The organism is Streptomyces sp. ISL-36 (assembly GCF_018614205.1).
Taxonomy (GTDB): domain Bacteria; phylum Actinomycetota; class Actinomycetes; order Streptomycetales; family Streptomycetaceae; genus Streptomyces.
Window position 1 is genome coordinate 1 of record NZ_JAGGOS010000113.1, and the last position, 19,200, is coordinate 19,200.

Annotated in this window: 14 protein-coding genes and 2 pseudogenes; 7 read left to right on the plus strand and 9 right to left on the minus strand. The window is 71.7% G+C overall.

What is annotated here, in order from left to right; genetic code table 11:
- Window positions 1-205 (plus strand): annotated as a pseudogene (locus J7E93_RS37430) (hypothetical protein); the annotation flags it as partial.
- A complete protein-coding gene (locus J7E93_RS26970; RefSeq protein ID WP_308368798.1) occupies window positions 136-1,299 on the plus strand; it encodes an MFS transporter in 1,164 nt (387 codons plus the stop codon). The pseudogene J7E93_RS37430 and the gene J7E93_RS26970, both read left to right, overlap by 70 nt.
- Before the next feature lie 129 nt (window positions 1,300-1,428).
- Here J7E93_RS26970 and J7E93_RS26975 read toward each other — a convergent pair whose 3' ends face one another.
- A complete protein-coding gene (locus tag J7E93_RS26975) occupies window positions 1,429-2,568 on the minus strand; it encodes a magnesium and cobalt transport protein CorA (protein WP_215072560.1) in 1,140 nt (379 codons plus the stop codon).
- Window positions 2,569-2,803: 235 nt separating this feature from the next.
- On the opposite strand from J7E93_RS26975, the gene J7E93_RS26980 reads away from it, so the two are divergent.
- Window positions 2,804-3,919: a winged helix DNA-binding domain-containing protein gene (locus tag J7E93_RS26980; protein ID WP_215072561.1), complete on the plus strand. Its 1,116-nt coding sequence runs from the start codon at window positions 2,804-2,806 to the stop codon at window positions 3,917-3,919.
- A 41-nt stretch (window positions 3,920-3,960) separates the two neighbouring features.
- On the opposite strand, the gene J7E93_RS26985 is transcribed toward J7E93_RS26980, so the two are convergent.
- Window positions 3,961-4,815 (minus strand): helix-turn-helix transcriptional regulator, encoded by an 855-nt coding sequence (locus J7E93_RS26985; RefSeq protein ID WP_215072562.1) that lies wholly within the window; start codon window positions 4,813-4,815, stop codon window positions 3,961-3,963.
- A gap of 91 nt (window positions 4,816-4,906) precedes the next feature.
- Between J7E93_RS26985 and J7E93_RS26990 the strand changes: the two genes are divergently transcribed.
- Both J7E93_RS26990 and J7E93_RS26995 read left to right on the plus strand, forming a co-directional pair.
- The gene (locus J7E93_RS26990) at window positions 4,907-6,640 is read left to right on the plus strand and encodes an AMP-binding protein (protein ID WP_215072563.1); all 1,734 of its coding nucleotides are present in this window, start codon (window positions 4,907-4,909) and stop codon (window positions 6,638-6,640) included.
- Entirely contained in the window at window positions 6,637-8,247 is a 1,611-nt protein-coding gene (locus tag J7E93_RS26995; protein ID WP_215072564.1) for an AMP-binding protein, read from the plus strand. Before J7E93_RS26990 ends, J7E93_RS26995 begins: the two co-directional genes overlap by 4 nt.
- Window positions 8,248-8,305: 58 nt before the next feature.
- Here the strand turns inward: J7E93_RS26995 and J7E93_RS27000 are convergent, their stop codons facing one another.
- The 3 genes from J7E93_RS27000 to J7E93_RS38430 form a co-directional block, all read right to left on the minus strand.
- Window positions 8,306-8,857: a GNAT family N-acetyltransferase gene (locus tag J7E93_RS27000; protein WP_215072565.1), complete on the minus strand. Its 552-nt coding sequence runs from the start codon at window positions 8,855-8,857 to the stop codon at window positions 8,306-8,308.
- 20 nt (window positions 8,858-8,877) lie between these two features.
- Window positions 8,878-9,732 (minus strand): TIGR04222 domain-containing membrane protein, encoded by an 855-nt coding sequence (locus tag J7E93_RS27005; protein ID WP_251067159.1) that lies wholly within the window; start codon window positions 9,730-9,732, stop codon window positions 8,878-8,880.
- Between the two features lie 121 nt (window positions 9,733-9,853).
- On the minus strand, window positions 9,854-11,080 hold the full coding sequence (locus J7E93_RS38430; protein ID WP_374105439.1) for a hypothetical protein: 1,227 nt from the start codon (window positions 11,078-11,080) through the stop codon (window positions 9,854-9,856).
- Between the two features lie 222 nt (window positions 11,081-11,302).
- Between J7E93_RS38430 and gcl the strand changes: the two genes are divergently transcribed.
- Complete coding sequence (gene gcl / locus J7E93_RS27015; RefSeq protein ID WP_215072626.1) at window positions 11,303-13,081, plus strand: glyoxylate carboligase; 1,779 nt, start codon at window positions 11,303-11,305, stop codon at window positions 13,079-13,081.
- Here the strand turns inward: gcl and J7E93_RS27020 are convergent.
- Window positions 13,062-14,102: pseudogene (locus J7E93_RS27020) on the minus strand (transcriptional regulator). The gene gcl and the pseudogene J7E93_RS27020 overlap by 20 nt on opposite strands.
- A 239-nt stretch (window positions 14,103-14,341) precedes the next feature.
- On the opposite strand from J7E93_RS27020, the gene J7E93_RS27025 reads away from it, so the two are divergent.
- On the plus strand, window positions 14,342-15,544 hold the full coding sequence (locus J7E93_RS27025; RefSeq protein WP_215072566.1) for an MFS transporter: 1,203 nt from the start codon (window positions 14,342-14,344) through the stop codon (window positions 15,542-15,544).
- On the opposite strand, the gene J7E93_RS27030 is transcribed toward J7E93_RS27025, so the two are convergent.
- The 3 genes from J7E93_RS27030 to J7E93_RS27040 form a co-directional block, all read right to left on the minus strand.
- Window positions 15,480-16,145 (minus strand): HNH endonuclease family protein, encoded by a 666-nt coding sequence (locus tag J7E93_RS27030; protein WP_215072567.1) that lies wholly within the window; start codon window positions 16,143-16,145, stop codon window positions 15,480-15,482. The two genes, J7E93_RS27025 and J7E93_RS27030, sit on opposite strands and share 65 nt — an antisense overlap.
- Window positions 16,146-16,600: 455 nt before the next feature.
- Complete coding sequence (locus J7E93_RS27035; RefSeq protein ID WP_215072568.1) at window positions 16,601-18,058, minus strand: catalase; 1,458 nt, start codon at window positions 18,056-18,058, stop codon at window positions 16,601-16,603.
- Between the two features lie 189 nt (window positions 18,059-18,247).
- Window positions 18,248-19,162 carry a 2-hydroxy-3-oxopropionate reductase gene (locus J7E93_RS27040; protein ID WP_215072569.1) on the minus strand — a complete coding sequence of 305 codons (915 nt, stop codon included), beginning with the start codon at window positions 19,160-19,162 and terminating at the stop codon, window positions 18,248-18,250.
- Between the last annotated feature and the right edge of the window lie 38 nt (window positions 19,163-19,200).

Consider the following 19,200-nt stretch of genomic DNA (forward strand, 5'->3'; position numbering starts at 1 on the left):
CGTCCGCCCCGAGACCGGGGTCTGCGGCGGCGCCGGCCTCTTCGACCAGCCCGACACCGAGCAGTCGGCCGACGGCGGCGGCTGCTGCGCCCCCAGCCCCGCGCTCATCCAGCTCGGCAGCGGCGGCCCCGCGCCGTGCTGCCCGCGCTCTGCGCAACCCAGATCACCAGCTGGGGAATCGTCTACTACGCCTTCCCCGTCCTGAACCCACAGATCACCGCCGACACCGGCTGGTCCACAGGCGTCACGATGGCAGCCTTCTCGATCGCCCTGGTCATCTCCGGTCTCGCCGGAATCCGGGTCGGGCGGATCATCGACCATCGTGGCCCCCGCACGGTCATGACCGCGGGCTCCGCCGTCGGGACCCTGAGCCTGGTGGTCGTGGCCCTGGCCCCCAACCTGGCGGTGTTCTTCGCCGGTTGGATTCTGGCCGGGCTCGCCATGGCCGCCACCCTCTACCACCCTGCCTTCGCCGCCGTCACCCGCTGGTGGGCGCCCGACCACGTCCGCGCCCTCACCGTCGTCACCCTCGCCGGCGGCCTGGCCTCCACCGTCTTCGCCCCGCTCACGGCCACCCTCGCCGACCACCTGACCTGGCGCACCACCTACCTCGTGCTCGCCGTCATCCTCGCCGTCGTCACGATCCCCGCCCACGCCGTGGCTCTGAAGGCGCCCTGGCCCCCGGCCCCGGGGACACCGGACGACATGGAGGGAACGCCCCGGACGGTCGTACGCAGCAGGCCGTTCCTGATGCTCGCGGTCGCCTTCACGCTCTCGGCGTTCGCGATGTACGCCGTCGTCGTCACCCTCGTCCCCCTCGTGGTCGAACGCGGCTACACCACGAGCCAGGCCGCCTGGGCCCTCGGCCTCGGGGGCGCCGGCCAGACTCTCGGCCGCACGCTCTACGCCCCGCTCGCCCGCCATACCGGTACGACCGCCCGCACGGTGGCCCTCATCGCGCTCGGCGGCCTGACCACCGCCGCCTTCGCCCTCACCTCCGGCCCCTACGTCCTCGTGATCGCACTGTCGATGGTGGCGGGCATGGTCCGAGGCAACCTCACACTCCTTCAGGCCACCGCCGTCACCGAACGCTGGGGCACACAGCACTACGGCAGACTCTCCGGACTCCTCGGTGCCCCCGCCAAGACCGCATCGGCCCTCGCCCCCTTGGCGGCAACCCTCATCGCAATCACGATGGGCGGCTATCGATGGTTGTTCGGGTTGCTCGCGGCAACTGCCCTGCTCGCGGCAGTGATCGCTACCGGAACATCCGTCCGTGGAGGACGGCGGGGATCTTGAAGTCTGGGGGGAACCTGGTGGTGGCCGCGGTGACCCAGTCAGCCACGGCCGAGCCCGGTGGCAGCCGGCAGGACACCTCGATGCGGTCGTTCTTGTCCGTGTGCGCCGTCGCGTGGAGGCGATCGACCGCTAAAGCCAGTCCCGGCGCTTGAAAATCACATACAAACTGGTGCACACGGCCCCCATGAGGCCGATCGCAAGCGGATATCCGCCCGCCCAGTGCAGCTCCGGCATGGAGTCGAAGTTCATGCCGTAGATGGTTCCGACGAGTGTGGGTGCAAAGAGGATTGCGGCCCACGCGGAGATCTTCTTGATCTCCTCGTTCTGTTCGAAGCCGGCCTCCGCCAATGCCCGCATCTCCGCGTTCTGCTGCTGCGTCACCAAGGTCGCGTTCACCGTGAGGATTTCCGTCAGGGCCTGGCGGAAGCCGTCGACGCGTTCGCTGGTGTGGGTGACGTGGTCCGCGACGTCGCGGAGGTAGCGCTGGAGTTCCTCGTCCGTGCCGTACTTGGCGAAGCCGGCCATCAGGCCGTGCAGCATGGCGACCAGGGGGCGGGTGGCGCGCTGGAATTCGACCATTTCGCGGGAGAGTTCGTAGATGCGGCGGGAGACGGCCGGGTCGCCGCCGAAGACCTCGGTCTCGATCTCGTCGATGTCGTTCTGGACGCCCGCGACGACCGGCGCGTAACCGTCCACCACCGCGTCGAGGATCGCGTACAGGACCGCCTCCGGGCCGAGCGCGAGCAGGTCGGGGTTCTCCTCCATACGGTGGCGGACCGCCGAGAGGTCCGGCGCCGCTCCGTGGCGGACGGTGATCACGAAGTCCTGGCCCGCGAAGATGTGGAGCTCGCCGAAGTCGACCTCCTCCTGGGCGTCGAGGTAGCGGGCCGCCCGCAGGACGACGAACAGGGTGTCGCCGTAACGTTCCAGCTTCGGGCGCTGATGGGCCTCCAGCGCGTCCTCCACCGCGAGTTCGTGGAGGTCGAACTCGTCGGCCAGGGAGTGGAGCTCGGACTTCGTCGGGCGGTGCAGGCCGATCCACGCCATGCCGTCCGGGTGCGCGCGCAGCTGACGGAACGTCTCGGCCAGCGAATCGGGCGAGGCGACCCGGCGGCCGTCCCGGTACAGCGTGGCCTGCACCACGCTGCGCTTGTCCGCCGGAGCGGCCAGGGCCTTCTCGACCGGCTGCGGCTGCGACTGTGGCCGCGTCGCCGTGGCCGGACGCTCCGGCCGGCTGCGCCAGGCTGCGCGGGGGCGGCGCTCCGACATCGTGGGTTCACCTCCGCGTACATGAGCGGGCCAGGGTCTCCGGGCAGGATATACGGGGTGAATCGCCACGGCCCGGCAGTGCCGGTGGGGGTGCCCATGGCAGTGCCGGACCCTGCCGGGGGCCACGGGGTGAATCGCCACGGCCCTGCCGTGCCGGGGCAGTGCCCGTGACAGGCCGGATGCTGTCCCGGCTTGCGGACCGTATCTGTCCGCAAGCCCCGGTAGCGTGCCGCACATGGCCTCCAAGACGACGAACCCGGTCCTCTCCACCCGCGCGCTGGGCCGCGCCACGCTGGCCCGCCAACTGCTCCTCGCGCCCGCCGCGATGTCCGCCGAGGACGCCGTCTCCCACCTCCTCGGGCTCCAGGCGCAGAACACCAAGCCTCCGTACTACGCCCTCGCCGCCCGGCTCGACGGTTTCCGGCCCGAAGAGCTCTCCGCGCTCATGGAGTCCCGCCGGGTCGCCCGGATCGTCACCCTGCGCTCCACCATCCACACCCACACCGCCGATGACGTGCTCACCCTGCGGCCCCTGGTGCAGGCGGCCCGCGACCGCGAACTCACCCTCTTCCGCAAAGGCCTCGACGGCGTCGACCTCGACCGGCTCGCGTTCCTCGCCCGGGAACTGGTCGAGGAGCAGCCCCGTACGCCGAAGGGGATCCGCGAGGCCCTCCTCGTCGAGTGGCCCCAGGCCGACCCGCAGGCCCTCTCCGTCGCCGCCCGCTGCCTGCTGCCGCTGGTCCAGGTCACCCCGCGCGGCCTGTGGCGCAGGAGCGGCCAGGTCTCCCTGACCACGGCCGAGACCTGGCTCGGCCGGACCGCCGCGCCCGCCCCGGCCCCCGACGACACCGTGCTCCGCTACCTCGCCGCCTTCGGGCCCGCCTCCGTCAAGGACATGCAGACCTGGTGCGGTCTCACCCGCCTGCGGGACGCCTTCGAGCGCCTGCGGCCCCAGCTCCTCACCTTCCAGGACGAGCACGGCACGGAACTCTTCGACCTGCCCGACGCGCCCCGCCCCGACGAGGACACCCCCGCACCGCCCCGCTTCCTGCCCGAGTACGACAACCTGCTCCTCTCCCACGCCGACCGCGGCCGCGTCGTTCCCTCCGACGCCAGGAACCGCACGTGGAAGGGGAACCAGGCCTACTCCGTCTTCCTGCTCGACGGCCTCCTCGCCGGACTCTGGCGCCTGGAGGAGACCAAGGAGCGCACGACGATGACCGTCCAGCCCTTCGGCCCGACGAGCAGGGCCCAGCGCACCGAGCTGACGCAGGAGGCCGAGCGGATGCTGGGGGCGATGGCCCCGCAGGGGATCCCGTACGAGGTGCGCTTCGGCACCGTGGAGGGGTAGGGAGCCCCGGAGCCGACCCCGAACCGGCCCGCGCCCGCCCGCTACGGCAGCAGGCCCGCCCTGCGGGCCGCCACCACCGCCTCCAGGCGGGTGTGCGCGCCCAGCTTCCGCATCGCGGAGCGCAGATAGCCCTTCACCGTCTCCGGGCGCAGCCCGAGCCGCTCCGCCGCGGCCGCGTTCGTCGCCCCCGGAGCCACCGCCGCCAGTACGTCCAGCTCGCGCGGCGTCAACGTCACGCCCGCCCAGCCGCCCGGCAGCCCGCCCGGTGACCTTCCCGACGCCGCCGCGAACGGAGCCGTGGACGCCGTCTCCAGGCGGCCGCACACCGCCAGCAGCCGCCCGCGCAGCTCCGGGTCCGCGATCCGGGGCGCGAGCTCCCGCAGCTCGCCGTGCGCCTGCCGGACCTCCTCCCAGGAAGGGCCGGACGGCGGCTCCGGCAGGTGCCGCCGCACCTCGTCCCGTACCGCCAGGGCCTGTTCCAGGTCCCGCGCCGCCGCCACCGCCGCGTCGAAGACGCGCTCGCCGAGCGGCAGGGCGTCCCGCAGCGCCCCGTACAGCACTCCCCGCACCTTCCGTCGTACGACGACCGGCACGGCGATCACCGAACGCAGCCCCTCCGCCGACACCGGACCGTCGTACTCGTGGGTGATGTGCCGCGCCGAGGGGTAGTCGGTGACCGCGCAGGGCCGCGACAGGGCCAGGCACTTCCCGCCCAGGCCGCTGCCCGTCGAGATCGCGAGGCCGTGCAGGGCGGGCGTCACGGCCCCGTTCAGCTCCGCGATCCGCAGCGGGCGGCCTTCGTGCAGCAGCCCGCCGAAGACCACCTGCAGCCCGGTGGCCCGGCGCAGCCGCAGCAGCGCCGCACGCATCTCCACCGCTTCCATCCGCTCGGGCACGGAACCACTCCTTCACCCCCGAACGGGGGTAGTGAGACCTGGGTCACTGATTACACGATGTCCGTGACCGGTCCCGCAACGAGGAGGACACATGACGGCAAGTACCGCGACGGAGAGGTTCCGGGCCGCCCGCGACTTCCTGCTGCAGCACCGCGAGGACTACGAGACGGCGTACGACGGTTTCGCCTGGCCCCGCCTCGACCGGTTCAACTGGGCCCTGGAGTGGTTCGACGTCATCGCGGCCGGGAACGACAGGACCGCCCTGCACCTCGTCGAGGAGGACGGCGGCGAGACGAAGCTGAGCTTCGCCGAGATGTCCGCCCGCTCCAACCAGGCCGCCAACTGGCTGCGCGCGCAGGGCGTACGGGCCGGCGACCGGGTCATCGTCATGCTCGGCAACCAGGCCGAGCTGTGGGAGACCGCGCTCGCCGCCATGAAGCTGCGCGCCGTCGTCATCCCGGCCACCCCGCTCCTGGGGCCCGCCGACCTGAGGGACCGCGTCGAGCGCGGCCGGGCCCGGCATGTGATCGTGCGCGCCGAGGACACCGCCAAGTTCGACGACGTACCGGGGGAGTACACCCGGATCGCGGTCGGCGGAATCCGAACCGGCGGAGTACCAACCGGTGGCGTCGAGGGGGACGGCGACGGTGGCGGGGACGGTGACGGCTGGCTCCGCTACGCGCACGCGTACGACGAGTCCGAGACCTTCGTCCCGGAGGGTGTGACCCTCGCCGACGACCCGCTGATGCTCTACTTCACCTCCGGCACGACCGCCCGCCCCAAGCTGGTCGAGCACACCCACACCTCGTACCCCGTCGGCCATCTCGCCACCATGTACTGGATCGGCCTCAAGCCCGGGGACGTGCACCTGAACATCTCCTCGCCGGGCTGGGCCAAGCACGCCTGGTCCAACCTCTTCGCCCCCTGGAACGCCGAGGCGACCGTCTTCATCCACAACTACACACGCTTCGACCCGGCCCGTCTGATGGCCGAGATGGAGCGGAACGGCGTCACCAGCTTCTGCGCGCCGCCGACCGTCTGGCGGATGCTGATCCAGGCCGACCTCACGCAGTTGAAGCATCCGCCGCGCGAGGTCGTCGCCGCGGGCGAGCCGCTCAACCCCGAGGTGATCGAGTCCGTACGCCGAGCCTGGGGCGTCACCATCCGGGACGGCTTCGGCCAGACCGAGACCGCCGTCCAGGTCTCCAACAGTCCTGGTCAGCGCCTCAAGGAGGGCTCGATGGGCCGACCGAGCCCCGGCTTCCGGGTCACACTGGTCGACCCGGTGAGCGGGCGCGCCGACGTCGAGGAGGGGGAGATCTGCCTCGACCTCTCCGTCGAGCCGGTGGGTCTGATGACCGGCTACCACGGAGACCCCGAGCGCACGGCCGAGGCGATGGCCGGCGGCTACTACCGCACCGGTGACATCGGCGCGCGCGACGCCGACGGCTACATCACGTACATCGGGCGCGCCGACGACGTCTTCAAGGCCTCCGACTACAAGATCTCGCCGTTCGAGCTGGAGAGCGCGCTCCTGGAGCACGAGGCGGTGGCCGAGGCGGCGGTCGTCCCGGCCCCCGACCCGCTGCGGCTCGCGGTCCCGAAGGCGTACGTCGTGCTCGCGGAGGGCTGGGAGCCGAACGCGGACACGGCGAAGGTGCTCTTCGCCCACTCGCGCGCCGTGCTCGCCCCGTACAAGCGCGTGCGGCGCATCGAGTTCGCCGAGCTGCCGAAGACCGTCTCGGGCAAGATCCGCCGGATCGAGCTGCGCGAGCGTACGGCCAAGGGCGAGGGCACCGAGTTCACGGAGGGGGACCTCGCATGAGCCTGTCCTACGCCCACGGCGTGAGCACCACCGAGCTGCTCGGGGACACCATCGGCGCCAACCTGGACCGCGCCGTCGCCACCTGGCCCGACCGCGAGGCGCTGGTCGACGTACCCACCGGGCGCCGCTGGACCTACGCCCGATTCGGCGCGGACGTCGACCGGTTGGCGTCCGCCCTGCTCGCGAGCGGGGTCGAGAAGGGCGACCGGGTCGGCATCTGGGCGGTCAACTGCGCCGAGTGGGTGCTGGTCCAGTACGCGACCGCCCGCATCGGCGCGATCATGGTGAACATCAACCCCGCCTACCGCGCCCACGAGCTGGAGTACGTGCTGCGGCAGGCCGGGATCTCGCTGCTCTTCGCGTCGCTGGCGCACAAGACCAGCGACTACCGCGCGATGGTCGACCAGGTCCGGTCGGACTGCCCCGAGTTGCGCGAGGCCGTCTACTTCGGCGACGCGAGCTGGGACGCGCTGCTCGCCCGCACGGCCGGGGACCTCCGGCCGGCCACACTCTCCTGCGATGAGCCGGTCAACATCCAGTACACCTCGGGCACGACGGGCTTCCCCAAGGGGGCGACCCTCTCCCACCACAACATCCTCAACAACGGCTACTTCGTGGGCGAGATGATCGCCTACACGGAGCAGGACCGCATCTGCATCCCGGTCCCGTTCTACCACTGCTTCGGCATGGTCATGGGCAATCTCGCGGCCACCTCGCACGGCGCCTGCATGGTCGTCCCGGCCCCGTCCTTCGATCCCGCCGCGACCCTCCGCGCGGTGCAGCAGGAGCGGTGCACCTCGCTGTACGGCGTACCGACGATGTTCATCGCGGAGCTCAACCTCCCCGACTTCGCCTCGTACGACCTCTCCACGCTGCGCACCGGGATCATGGCCGGCTCGCCCTGTCCGGTGGAGGTCATGAAGCGGGTGGTCGCCGAGATGAACATGGCCGAGGTGTCCATCTGTTACGGCATGACGGAGACCTCGCCCGTCTCCACCCAGACCCGGCGCGAGGACGACCTGGAGCGCCGCACGGGCACGGTCGGCCGGGTCATGCCGCATGTCGAGGTGAAGGTCGTCGACCCGGCCACGGGCCTCACCGCGCCCCGTGGGACCGCCGGCGAACTGTGCACCCGCGGCTACAGCGTCATGCTGGGCTACTGGAACGAGCCGGAGAAGACCGCCGAGGCCGTCGACGCGGGCCGCTGGATGCACACCGGCGACCTGGCCGTGATGCGCGAGGACGGTTACGTCCAGATCGTCGGCCGTATCAAGGACATGATCATCCGTGGCGGGGAGAACGTCTACCCGCGCGAGATCGAGGAGTTCCTCTACGGATACGAGAAGATCGCCGACGTCCAGGTCGTCGGCGTCCCGGACGAGCGCTACGGCGAGGAGATCCTGGCCTGCGTGATTCCGCGCGACCCCGCCGACCCGCCCACGCTGGAGGACATCACGGACTTCTGCCGCGACCGGCTGGCGCACTACAAGATCCCGCGGAGGGTGGAGATCCTCTCCGAGTTCCCCATGACGGTCAGCGGGAAGGTGCGCAAGGTGGAGCTGCGGCAGCGCTTCGGGGACGGTGCGGGAGCAAGGGGAGGGGCCTGAGGAGCGGGAGGGGCCTGAGGAGCGGGAAGCGGGCGACAGGCGCACGAAGCGAAGGCGTTCAGTCGTCCGAGGGGTGAGGGCGGGGGATCGGGGCAGGGGACAGCTCGCGACGCATGCAGACGCGCGGCCAGTCGGCCAGGCCGTGGGCGGCCTCGGCCCGCTGGATGGCGCGCAGGCCGGCGGTGAGGGCCGGGTCGGCCTCGGTGAGGGCGCGGAAGCCGAGGCGGGTGTAGTACGGGGCGTTCCACGGGACCTCGGTGAAGGTCGTCAGGGTCACCGCCGTCAGGCCCCGCTCCGCGGCTCCCGAAGCGAGGTGCTCGATGAGCGAGCGGCCGATGCCCCGGCGGGCGGCGGCCGGGTGCACCGACACCTGCTCGATGTGGGCGGCCCCGTCCACCGTGTCCGTCAGCAGATACGCCACCGGGTGGTCGGCCCCGTCGGCGGCCACCCAGGCGCGGCCGTCCAGCCGATAGGCGTCCAGGACGTCCAGCGGCAGGGGTTCGTCGTCGGCGATGACCGTCATGCCGAGAGTACGGAAGGGCTCGCCCGCGGCCCGTTCGATGTCCTGGAGCAGCGGGAGGTCGGCCGGTGCGGCCGCTCGGATGCGCATACGACGAGTATGGCGCGGGCTCAGTCCGCGCCGCCGCCCCCATCACCCCCGCTCGTCCCCCCGCCGCCCCCACTCGTCCTGCCCCCGCCACCGTCCGTCAGCCCTGAGTTGCCGCTGCCGTACCAGCCGCGACCGGTGGCGTAGCCGTCGTCTCCGCCGCCCTGGCCGAGCAGTCCGCCGTCACGGGAGAAGCGCGGGAGGAAGAGCGCGAGCGCGGGGTCGCCGTAGAGGGCGACGTACAGCTGGACGAGACCACCGTCGGTCACCTCGCGGCGGTGGGCGGGCAGCGGGTGGCGTTCGCGCAGGCCAGCGAGGAGACCGCGCGCGGCGTGAGTCGTCGCCGGCAGGCGGAGCAGCACGAGCGCGGCGGCGCTCGGCATGGCACCGACACCGGCCGCGAGGGCGAGTTCCGTGCCGGAGGGAGCCGTGACCAGCAGGCCCAGCGGGACCGTCGCCGCCGCGCAGAGGAGCAGCACGCGTGCCGCCCGCAGGCGCCCGAGCGGGCGCAGCAGCCCGGCCCGGTCGAGCTCGGCCCGCAGCTCGTCGACCGCCCGCCGCGCCTTGGGGCGCGAGGCCAGCACCCTTATTCCCAGGGCTCGTTGAAGTGAACCGTGCACTCCGAGCTGGACGGGGTCACGGGTTCTCCCGGGGCCGCCGTTGGCCCGAATCGTTCCCTTCCGCCCGGCGGCCACCGCACCGCGCTGGTGCAGAGCGACGAGCGCCACGGTGACAGCGGCCAGCCGCCCGCCCCGGAGCAGCGCCACCGCCTGTGGGGCGAGTTCGGCCTGCTCCGGGCTGCGGGTACGCAACAGAGCTACCGCGCACAGCAGTTGCGCGCAGGACGCGCCGATGATCCACCACATCTCTGTCGGCATGACGCCCACCCCCCGAAGGTGTTGTGCCCGGGGAAGCATGATCGTCACGCGTGAATGGCCGAATTCTGCTCAGCGGGTGACCGCGAGCCGTCGCGAGCCCGGCACCGTCCGGGAGGCCCCTCTAGGCGCCGGCGGCGATCAGGTGGTCCGCGGGGGCGTTGAGGGGCTGGGGCGTGCCCGTGAGGTCCAGGACGAAGAGGGGGATCCCGAGCTCGTCGGCGCGGGAGCGGGCCTCGGCGGTGTAGCCGGCGAGGGAGAAGAAGACGCTCACGGACGAGGCGCTGAGCCCGTGGAGCCAGAGGCATTCCACGGCCCGCAGGGTGGCGGGGCGGGTGGTCGGGTCGACCTGGGCGACGAGTCCGGGCGCCCGCAGGTCGACGCCGGGGGCGGACCGCTCCTCGGGCTGGACGACGTCCCGGAACCCCAGCCAGCGCAGATACCCGGCGGCCGCGGCGACCGCGTCCCGGGCGGTACGTATGGTCACGGGCCGGTACGACGGCCTCGGCGGTACGGGGTGCGGGGCGGTCGGTGGCAGCGGGATGTGCGAGGGGTACCGCTCGGCGAAGGGCCGGTGTCCGTCGCCATGGCCGCCCCACAGGGCCCCGGCCGTGCCCGCCCAGGGGCCGGGCGCAGGGTCGTCGTCCGCGTCGGCCCGGCCCGGCGCGTTACGGGCCTCCGGCTCGCCCGTCCAGGGCCCGTCCTGCCCACCGGCGCCGGGGACGGGACCCGGACCCGTGCCCGAGCCTGTAGCGGAACCAGTACCCGTACCCGTACCCGTACCGGTGGCGGAACCCGAGCCCGTACCGGCGCCCGGGCCGTCCCACGTGCCCAGGGATGAAACCGCACCGGCGGCGCCGCCCGGCGCCGATGGCGGTGCTGATGCCGATCCTGATCCCGGTGCTGATCCCGGTTCCGATGGCGCCTCCGCGCCCGGTGTCCCGTCCGGGGCGCTCCATGGCCCGGGGATCGTCTCGGTGGCCGGTATCCCGATGGCCGCGTCCCCCGTACGTGCCCCTGCTATCGCCCCCGTACCGCCGTCGTGGGCGGAAGGCGCCGCGGAGCCCGGGTCCGAGCCGGGGCCCCGGACCGGGATGCGCAGGACCGCGCCGCAGGTGCAGCCCAGCTCCGGGTGGGGCCATTCGTCCTCGCGGCCGCAGGACACGCAGCGCACCACGACCCACTCGTCCGTCCAGTTGCGGTGCGTGACCGGCTCGCCCGTCGCACCCGGGACCACCGGCGGCACGACCGGGGTGCCGCATGCGCAGGGGAAGGCCGGCGCCGCGTACCGCTGTGTGCGGAGGCATTCCGGGCAGCGCACCGGTACCGGCTCACCCATACCGATTCCCATGCCGAACCCCCCTGTCGTCCCGCCCCCATCGTCCACCAATCCGCCACGGGAAGGGAGGAACTTCGGCCAACGACCGATGCCCTCCCTTGACGGCTCTCGACCCTCCGACCTACATTGCTTCCGTATAGCAGAACATTACTTCCGCAATACGGAAACGGGCCTCGCGAGACGGTGGCGCGCCCGGTTCCGCCTGGCCGAAGCAGGAGCCCTCCCATGCCTCGTATGACCGCCGCCGCAGCGGCCGTTGAGATCCTCAAGCGCGAAGGCGTCACCAACGCGTTCGGCGTGCCCGGCGCGGCGATCAACCCCTTCTACCGCGAGCTCAAGAACGTCGGCGGTGTCAACCACACCCTCGCCCGCCACGTCGAGGGCGCGTCCCACATGGCCGAGGGCTACACCCGCGCCAAGGCCGGCAACATCGGTGTCTGCATCGGCACCTCCGGCCCCGCCGGCACCGACATGATCACCGGCCTGTACTCCGCGATCGCGGACTCGATCCCGATCCTGTGCATCACCGGCCAGGCCCCGGTCTCGAAGCTCCACAAGGAGGACTTCCAGGCCGTCGACATCGCCTCGATCGCCAAGCCCGTCACCAAGGCCGCGACGACGGTCCTGGAGGCCGCCCAGGTTCCGGGCGTCTTCCAGCAGGCCTTCCACCTGATGCGCTCCGGCCGTCCCGGCCCGGTCCTCATCGACCTGCCGATCGACGTCCAGCTGACCGAGATCGAGTTCGACCCGGAGACCTACGAGCCGCTGCCGGTCTACGCGCCGCGGGCCACCCGCGCCCAGGCCGAGAAGGCCCTGAACTTCCTGCTGGAGTCCGAGCGTCCGCTGATCGTCGCCGGTGGCGGCATCATCAACGCCGACGCCTCCGACCTGCTGGTCGAGTTCGCCGAGCTGACCAACATCCCGGTCATCTCCACCCTGATGGGCTGGGGCACCATCCCGGACGACCACGAGCTGGCCGCCGGCATGGTCGGCGTCCAGACCGCGCACCGCTACGGCAACGCGACGTTCCTCGAGTCGGACTTCGTCCTCGGCATCGGCAACCGCTGGGCCAACCGCCACACCGGTTACAACATGGAGGCCTACACCAAGGGCCGGAAGTTCGTCCACGTCGACATCGAGCCGACCCAGATCGGCAAGATCTTCGCCCCGGACTACGGCATCGCCTCCGACGCCAAGGCCGCGCTGGAGCTCTTCGTCGAGATCGCGAAGGAGCTGAAGGCCGCCGGCAAGCTGCCCGACTTCTCCGCCTGGGCCGCCTCCGCACAGGAGCGCAAGGCCACCCTCCAGCGCCGTACGCACTTCGAGAACATCCCGATCAAGCCGCAGCGCGTCTACGAGGAGATGAACAAGGCGTTCGGCCCGGAGACCCGGTACGTCACCACCATCGGCCTCTCCCAGATCGCCGCCGCGCAGTTCCTGCACGTCTACAAGCCGCGCCACTGGATCAACTGCGGCCAGGCCGGCCCGCTCGGCTGGACCATCCCGGCCGCGATCGGCGTCGCCACCGCCGACCCGGAGACCCCGGTCGTCGCGCTCTCCGGCGACTACGACTTCCAGTTCATGATCGAGGAGCTGGCGGTCGCCGCCCAGCACAAGGTCCCCTACGTCCACGTCCTCGTGAACAACGCCTACCTGGGTCTGATCCGCCAGGCGCAGGGCAACCTGGGCATCAACTTCGAGGTGAACCTCGAGTTCGAGAACATCAACACCCCGGAGATCGGCGTCTACGGCGTCGACCACGTCAAGGTCGCCGAGGGCCTGGGCGTCAAGGCGATCCGCGTCACCGACCCGGAGAAGCTGGGCGAGGCGCTGGAGGAGGCCAAGAAGCTGGCCGTCGAGTTCCAGGTCCCGGTCGTCGTCGAGGCCATCCTGGAGCGCATCACCAACATCGCGATGAGCAAGACGGTCGACATGAGCGACGTCACCGAGTTCGAGGAGCTCGCGACCGAGCCCGGCCACGCGCCGACCGCGATCAAGGCCCTGAAGGTCTGACGCTCACCGGCTGAGGATCGGCCCCCGCTCCGAGAGCACCGGAGCGGGGGCCGCTCTGCGCCCGCACCAGACAGGCCCCCGCCTCCGTCCAGTCGTACAGCACCGACCTGCCCGCCCGCCTCCGCCGTACGAGCCGGGCGTCGAGCAGCACCTTCAGATGCCGCCCCACCGAGCCGAGCCCCTGCCCGGTCAGCGCCACCAACTGACTGGTCGACTTGGGTGATTCGAGCCGTACGAGCACCCCGGCCCGGGCGCTCCCGAGGAGGGCGCCCAGCGCCTTCGGCACGGCCGGTCCCTCACCGTCGGCAAGGGCCCCCGTGCAGGGGTACACGATCGCGTACCGCTCCGTTCCCTGCCACGACACCCATCCCTGACTCGGTGTCACCGGCACGAACAGCAACCGTCCTCCGGCGACCGAACGAGGCGGCTAGTTCCGTGTGTTGACCTGGAGCCGCCCGTCGCCGAGCCAGCGCATCGTGCCGGGACGCAACTCGTCGAGCGCCGCCGTCCAGCCGCCCCGGCTCAACCGGGCCGTGCGCGCGACCACATCGGCCTCGACGACCCCTCGGCGCCGCGGCCAGGTGGGCAGGACCGTCTCCCGCCACACCCACTCCAGCACGCCGGCCATCCGCTCCGGCAGATCAGGCGCCGAGCGCAGCGGCTCGGGCACGGGGCCGCCCAGGGAGACCGCGAGGTCCGCGACGGCGCCGGCCGGATCCGCGTCCCGTACGGCTGCCAGCTCCTCCTCGAAGCTCTGCTCCCCGTCGCCGAGCGGGGTGGGGGTGACGAAGTCCGCGTTCCAGGTGGGCCCCAGCGCGGCCCGTACGAGCGAGGCGTCGACCGGTTCGCACGCCGACCGGGCCAGATACGCGGGCAGATGGGTCTCCAGCCAGACGCGCTCGCCCGGGTGGGCGGCGCTCGCGCGGTGCAGTGTCTTGAGCGCCGCGACGGTCTCGGCCAGCGGCGAGATCACGAAACGGCTGCCCGCGAGCGAGTCCGCGGTGATCTGCCACCAGCCCATTGAGCCCGCCCCCTGTTTCAGCCCGCTTTCAGGCCCCCGTCGGAGCCCCGCGTTCCAGCCCGGCGTCGAACCCCGCGTTCCAGCCCCGGGTCCGAGCCCCGGGTCCGAGCCCTGGGTTCCAGCCCCGGGTCGAGCCCCCGGGTCCGAGCCCTGGGTTCCAGGTACCGCGCTCCGCCCCGTCGTTTCGCTCTCGCGCGAAACGATATCGGCGGCGCGGAGCGCTCGCCCAGACTCCGGCCATGCGCAGTTACCAGGCGGTGTTCGGTGTCCCCGAGTTCACCCCCCTCTTCCTCACCGCCGCACTCCAGGTCGCGGCCCAGACGGTGGCCGGGCTGGGCCTCGCCACGCTCGTCTTCCGCTCGACGGGCTCCCCGTTCCTCTCCGCGCTCGCCCTCTTCGGCCCCGCGCTCGCCCAGCTGCTCGGTGCGACGACGCTCCTCACGGCCGCCGACCGGCTGCCGCCGCGCGGCGCCATCGCCGGCATCGCGCTGGTCTTCGCCCTCGGCACCGCCGCCCAGGCCGTCCCCGGCCTGCCGGTCGGGACGGTCTTCCTGATCCTGTTCGCGCAGGGTCTCGTCGGCTCGGTCGGCGGCGGAGTGCGGTACGGGCTGCTCGGCGAGATCCTGCCCCGCGAGGGCTATCTGCTGGGCCGCTCGCTGATGAACATGGCTGCCGGCGTCTGCCAGATCGGCGGGTTCGCGACCGGCGGTGTGCTGGTCGCGACCCTCTCACCCCGCGGCACGCTGCTGACCGGCGCAGCCCTCCATCTCGCCGGTGCCGTCCTCGCCCGGTACGGCCTCACCCGCCGCGCGCCCCGCGCCACAGGCCGGGCGTCGGTCGCCGCGACCTGGCGTGGCAACGGCCGACTGTGGTCCGACCCCGCTCGTCGGCGCCTCTACCTCGCCCTGTGGGTGCCCAACGGGCTGATCGTCGGCTGTGAGTCGCTCTTCGTGCCGTACGCCCCCGAGCACGCCGGGCTGCTCTTCGCCTGCGCCGCGCTCGGGATGCTCGCCGGGGACACCGTCGTCGGCAGGCTCGCGACGGGAGGCCTGCGCCGCGGCCCGGCCGCACCGTTGCAGGCGCTGCTGGCAGCTCCGTACCTCCTCTTCGTACTGGGCCCGGGGCTGCCGCTCGCCCTCGTGGCGGTCACGGTGTCGGCGGTCGGCTACAGCGCGAGCCTGCTGTACCAGCAGCGGCTCATGGCTCTGGTCCCCGACGAGCTGAGCGGCCACGCCCTGGGGCTGCACACCTCCGGCATGCTCGCCCTCCAGGGCCTGAGCGCGGCGCTGGCGGGGGCCGTCGCCCAACTCACCTCGGTCACCACCGCGATGACGCTGCTCGCCGGTGCCTCGCTCGCCGTCACGGCGGGGCTCGCCGTCACTGAGGGGCCTTCGAGCGGACCACGACCGTCTCTTCGCAGGGGCCGTCGGCGAGCAGCTTGAGCGCCTCCACCTCGTCCTTGTCGGCGGAGAGCGCCCAGCGCAGCTTGGTGCCCACCCACTCGGCGACGTAGCGGCAGTACTGGGTGGAGGCCGAAGGGAGCCAGCCGGCGGGGTCGCGGCCGGCCTTGTCCTTCTGGCTGCGCGCGGTGACGGCGGCGAGCGTGCCGGGCGAGCCCAGGTCGTTGGCGTACTTCTCGCGCCGGGCCGCGGTCCAGCCGGAGGCGCCGGACTGCCAGGCCTCGTCGAGCGAGACGACGTGGTCCACGCGGAGTGCCGCGGGATCGGTCACGCTCTGGCCGTCGTAGTACGAGGTCCACCTGCCGCCCGTGAGCACGCAACCGGGCCCGGTCCTCGGAGTGTCGATGGCCTCCTCCAGGAGGACCTCGGCCCGGGTGTCGCAGCCGTCGGCGGGGTCGAGTCCGGCGTCCCAGTGGCGGAAGGCGGACACCTTGTAGCCGTCCGGGTCCTCCGCTGCCTGCGTGAGGCCGGCGAGGGCGTCGGGGAGGAGGACGACATTGGCCGAGAGGGCGGGGGAGGGGGCCGCGAGCGGGGACAGGATCAGGGCGAGCGGGGTCAGGCCGCGCATCAGGTTCTTGATCATGTACGAGTGGATAGCGCCGTGGGCGGGGCGCACAGAACCCCCAACGCGGTGCGCTCCCCCGAGCGGGTGTGGATCTTCACCGCAGAAACGATGCACTCGACACCGCTCACGGCCCCGCGCACACGGAAAAGAGCGCGGAACCAGGGACCGTAAACCTGGTTCCGCGCTCTCGTTGAACCGCCCGACGGTGCGAGGCTGGCGCGACAGGACGTTCGCGCCGCCGGGCGGAGCATGGGGGAGGTGGGCGTTGGGACCGCGGCGGTGACGACGGGCTGTCCGGGGATCCCTTCCTTCAGGTCAAGAAGAGGCCCGGTTCGCCCTTACCACCGCACTGGCTCGTTCACCGCCGCGGTCCTCACGCTGTCCGTACCGTCGACCACCCCTCATCCGGGTCGCCGGTCCGGACGGCGTACAGCACTGACCTCCCGTCAGGTGCCGTACGCGGTCTGGCGGGATCAGTCCTCGCGCAGGGCGCGGACCGCCTCCTCGACACGCTTGCCGTACTCCGCGTCGGCGGCGGCGAAGTGCGCGATGTTCTTCTCGATCACGTCCTCGCGGGAGACCTGCGACAGGCCACCGGCGATGTTGGCGATCAGACGGCTCTTCTCGTCCTCCGACATCAGGCGGTAGAGCTCACCGGCCTGGAAGAAGTCGTCGTCCTTGTTGTGCAGCGGGGCCTCGTGCGTGCCGGTCCAGCCGTGGATGGCCAGCGGGGCGGAGAGCGCCGCGTCGGTCTGCGAGGGACCGGCGTACGAGTTGGGCTCGTAGTTCTTGTCCGTGCGCGAACCGTTGCGGGTGGCCATGAAGCCGTCGCGGCCGTAGTTGTCGGCCACGGTCACCTTGGGGGCGTTCACCGGCAGCTGGGTGTGGTTGACACCGAGGCGGTAGCGGTGGGCGTCCGCGTAGGCGAAGAGGCGGCCCTGGAGCATCTTGTCCGGCGAGGGGCCGATGCCCGGGACGAAGTTGTTCGGCGAGAACGCGGCCTGCTCGACCTCGGCGAAGACGTTGTCCGGGTTGCGGTCGAGGACCAGACGGCCCACGCGCTGCAGGGGGTAGTCGGCGTGCGGCCACACCTTGGTGAGGTCGAACGGGTTGAAGCGGTAGTCCGCGGCCTCGGCGGCCGGCATGACCTGGACGTACAGGGTCCACGAGGGGTTCACACCGCGCTCGATGGCCTGCAGCAGGTCGGTCTGGTGCGAGTTCGCGTCCTTGCCGACGAGCTCGGCGGCCTGCTCGGCGGAGAGCGAGCGGATGCCCTGGTTCGTCTTGAAGTGGTACTTGACGAAGAAGGCCTCGCCCGCCTCGTTGGTCCACTGGTAGGTGTGCGAGCCGTAGCCGTTCATGTGACGGTACGAGGCGGGGATGCCGCGGTCGCCCATCAGCCAGGTGATCTGGTGCGTCGCCTCGGGGGCGTGCGCCCAGAAGTCCCAGACGTTGTCCGGCTCCTGCTTGCCCGTGAACGGGTCGCGCTTCTGGGAGTGGATGAAGTCGGGGAACTTGATCGGGTCCTTGATGAAGAACACCGGGGTGTTGTTGCCGACGAGGTCGTAGTTGCCCTCTTCGGTGTAGAACTTCAGCGCGAAGCCGCGCGGGTCGCGGACCGCGTCCGCGCCACCGAGCGAGTCGGCCACGGTGGAGAAGCGGATGAACGTCTCGGTCCGCTTGCCCACCTCGGAGAGGAAGGCGGCCTTGGTGAAGCCGGTGACGTCGTCCGTCACCTCGAAGTAGCCGTAGGCGCCGGAGCCGCGGGCGTGGACCACGCGCTCCGGGATCCGCTCACGGTTGAAGCGCGCGAGCTTCTCCAGCAGGTGCTGGTCCTGCAGGAGGATGGGGCCACCGACGCCGGCGGTGGCGGAGTTCTGGTTGTCGGCGACCGGGGCGCCGGACTCGGTCGTAAGCACGCGCTTCGACATCGTGACCTTCCGTACGGGAGCTGCACTGCTGGGAGTGCTCAGGAGCGTAAGGACGCTTCGAAGCAAACGTCAACAGTTTGTTGAAAGTGAAGTGGGGTGTTCCGGACGGCGGCGACGCCTGGGCGCGACAGGACAGGTGTCAGCGCCGCCGCCGACCGGAAATCTGGGGCCCCCGTCGGGGGCGAAGGGTCAGACCTGCTGGCCGGAGAGGCGCTCGACGGCGCGCAGCAGGGCCGAGTGGTCCAGGCCACCGTCGCCCTGCGCACGCAGGGAGGCGACGAGCTGGGCGACGACGGCGCCGACCGGGAGGGCCGCGCCGACGTTGCGGGCGGCGTCGGTGACGATGCCCATGTCCTTGTGGTGCAGGTCGATCCGGAAGCCGGGCTTGAAGTCCCGGTTCAGGAAGTTGTCCTTCTTGCGGGTCAGCACGGTGGAGCCGGCCAGACCGCCGTTGAGGACGTCCAGGGCGGCCTGGAGGTTCACGCCGGACTTCTCGAGGAAGACGACGGCCTCGGCGCAGGCCTGGATGTTGACCGCGACGATGAGCTGGTTGGCCGCCTTCACCGTCTGGCCGGAGCCGTGAGGGCCGCACAGGACGATGGTCTTGCCGAGCGCCTCGAGGATCGGCAGGGCCTCGTCGAAGTCGGCCTGCTCGCCACCCACCATGATCGACAGGACGGCCTCGATGGCGCCGGCCTCGCCGCCGGAGACGGGCGCGTCGATGACGCGGATGCCCTTCTCCTTGGCGTTCTTCGCCAGGTCGACGGAGGTCTGCGGGGTGATCGACGACATGTCGATGATCAGCGCGCCCTGCTTGGCGTTCTCCAGGATGCCCTCGGGGCCGTAGGAGATCGCCTCGACCTGCGGGGAGGCGGGCACCATCGTGATGACCACGTCGGCGTCCCTGACGGCCTCGGCGATCGACGCGGCGACCGTGCCGCCGGCCGCCGCGAGGCGGTCCAGCTTGTCCTGCTCCAGGGTGAAGCCGGTGACGGAGTAGCCCGCCTTGATCAGGTTCTCGGACATGGGCGAGCCCATGATGCCGAGACCGATCCACGCAACCGTCGGGCGGGTGGGCTGGGAGGAATCAGCGAGATTGCTCATGATGGGGGTGCCTCTCGAAAACTGGTGGTACGGGGAGG

What these genes read in the sequence shown, in the direction of transcription:
- J7E93_RS26995 (WP_215072564.1), top strand. Translation starts at nt 6,637, where the DNA reads ATGAGCCTGTCCTACGCCCACGGCGTGAGCACCACCGAGCTGCTCGGG.
- J7E93_RS26990 (WP_215072563.1), top strand. Translation starts at nt 4,907, where the DNA reads ATGACGGCAAGTACCGCGACGGAGAGGTTCCGGGCCGCCCGCGACTTC.
- J7E93_RS38430 (WP_374105439.1), bottom strand. Translation starts at nt 11,080, where the DNA reads ATGGGAATCGGTATGGGTGAGCCGGTACCGGTGCGCTGCCCGGAATGC.
- J7E93_RS27000 (WP_215072565.1), bottom strand. Translation starts at nt 8,857, where the DNA reads ATGCGCATCCGAGCGGCCGCACCGGCCGACCTCCCGCTGCTCCAGGAC.
- J7E93_RS27035 (WP_215072568.1), bottom strand. Translation starts at nt 18,058, where the DNA reads ATGTCGAAGCGCGTGCTTACGACCGAGTCCGGCGCCCCGGTCGCCGAC.
- gcl (WP_215072626.1), top strand. Translation starts at nt 11,303, where the DNA reads ATGACCGCCGCCGCAGCGGCCGTTGAGATCCTCAAGCGCGAAGGCGTC.
- J7E93_RS27005 (WP_251067159.1), bottom strand. Translation starts at nt 9,732, where the DNA reads ATGCCGACAGAGATGTGGTGGATCATCGGCGCGTCCTGCGCGCAACTG.
- J7E93_RS26980 (WP_215072561.1), top strand. Translation starts at nt 2,804, where the DNA reads ATGGCCTCCAAGACGACGAACCCGGTCCTCTCCACCCGCGCGCTGGGC.
- J7E93_RS27025 (WP_215072566.1), top strand. Translation starts at nt 14,342, where the DNA reads ATGCGCAGTTACCAGGCGGTGTTCGGTGTCCCCGAGTTCACCCCCCTC.
- J7E93_RS27030 (WP_215072567.1), bottom strand. Translation starts at nt 16,145, where the DNA reads ATGATCAAGAACCTGATGCGCGGCCTGACCCCGCTCGCCCTGATCCTG.
- J7E93_RS26975 (WP_215072560.1), bottom strand. Translation starts at nt 2,568, where the DNA reads ATGTCGGAGCGCCGCCCCCGCGCAGCCTGGCGCAGCCGGCCGGAGCGT.
- J7E93_RS27040 (WP_215072569.1), bottom strand. Translation starts at nt 19,162, where the DNA reads ATGAGCAATCTCGCTGATTCCTCCCAGCCCACCCGCCCGACGGTTGCG.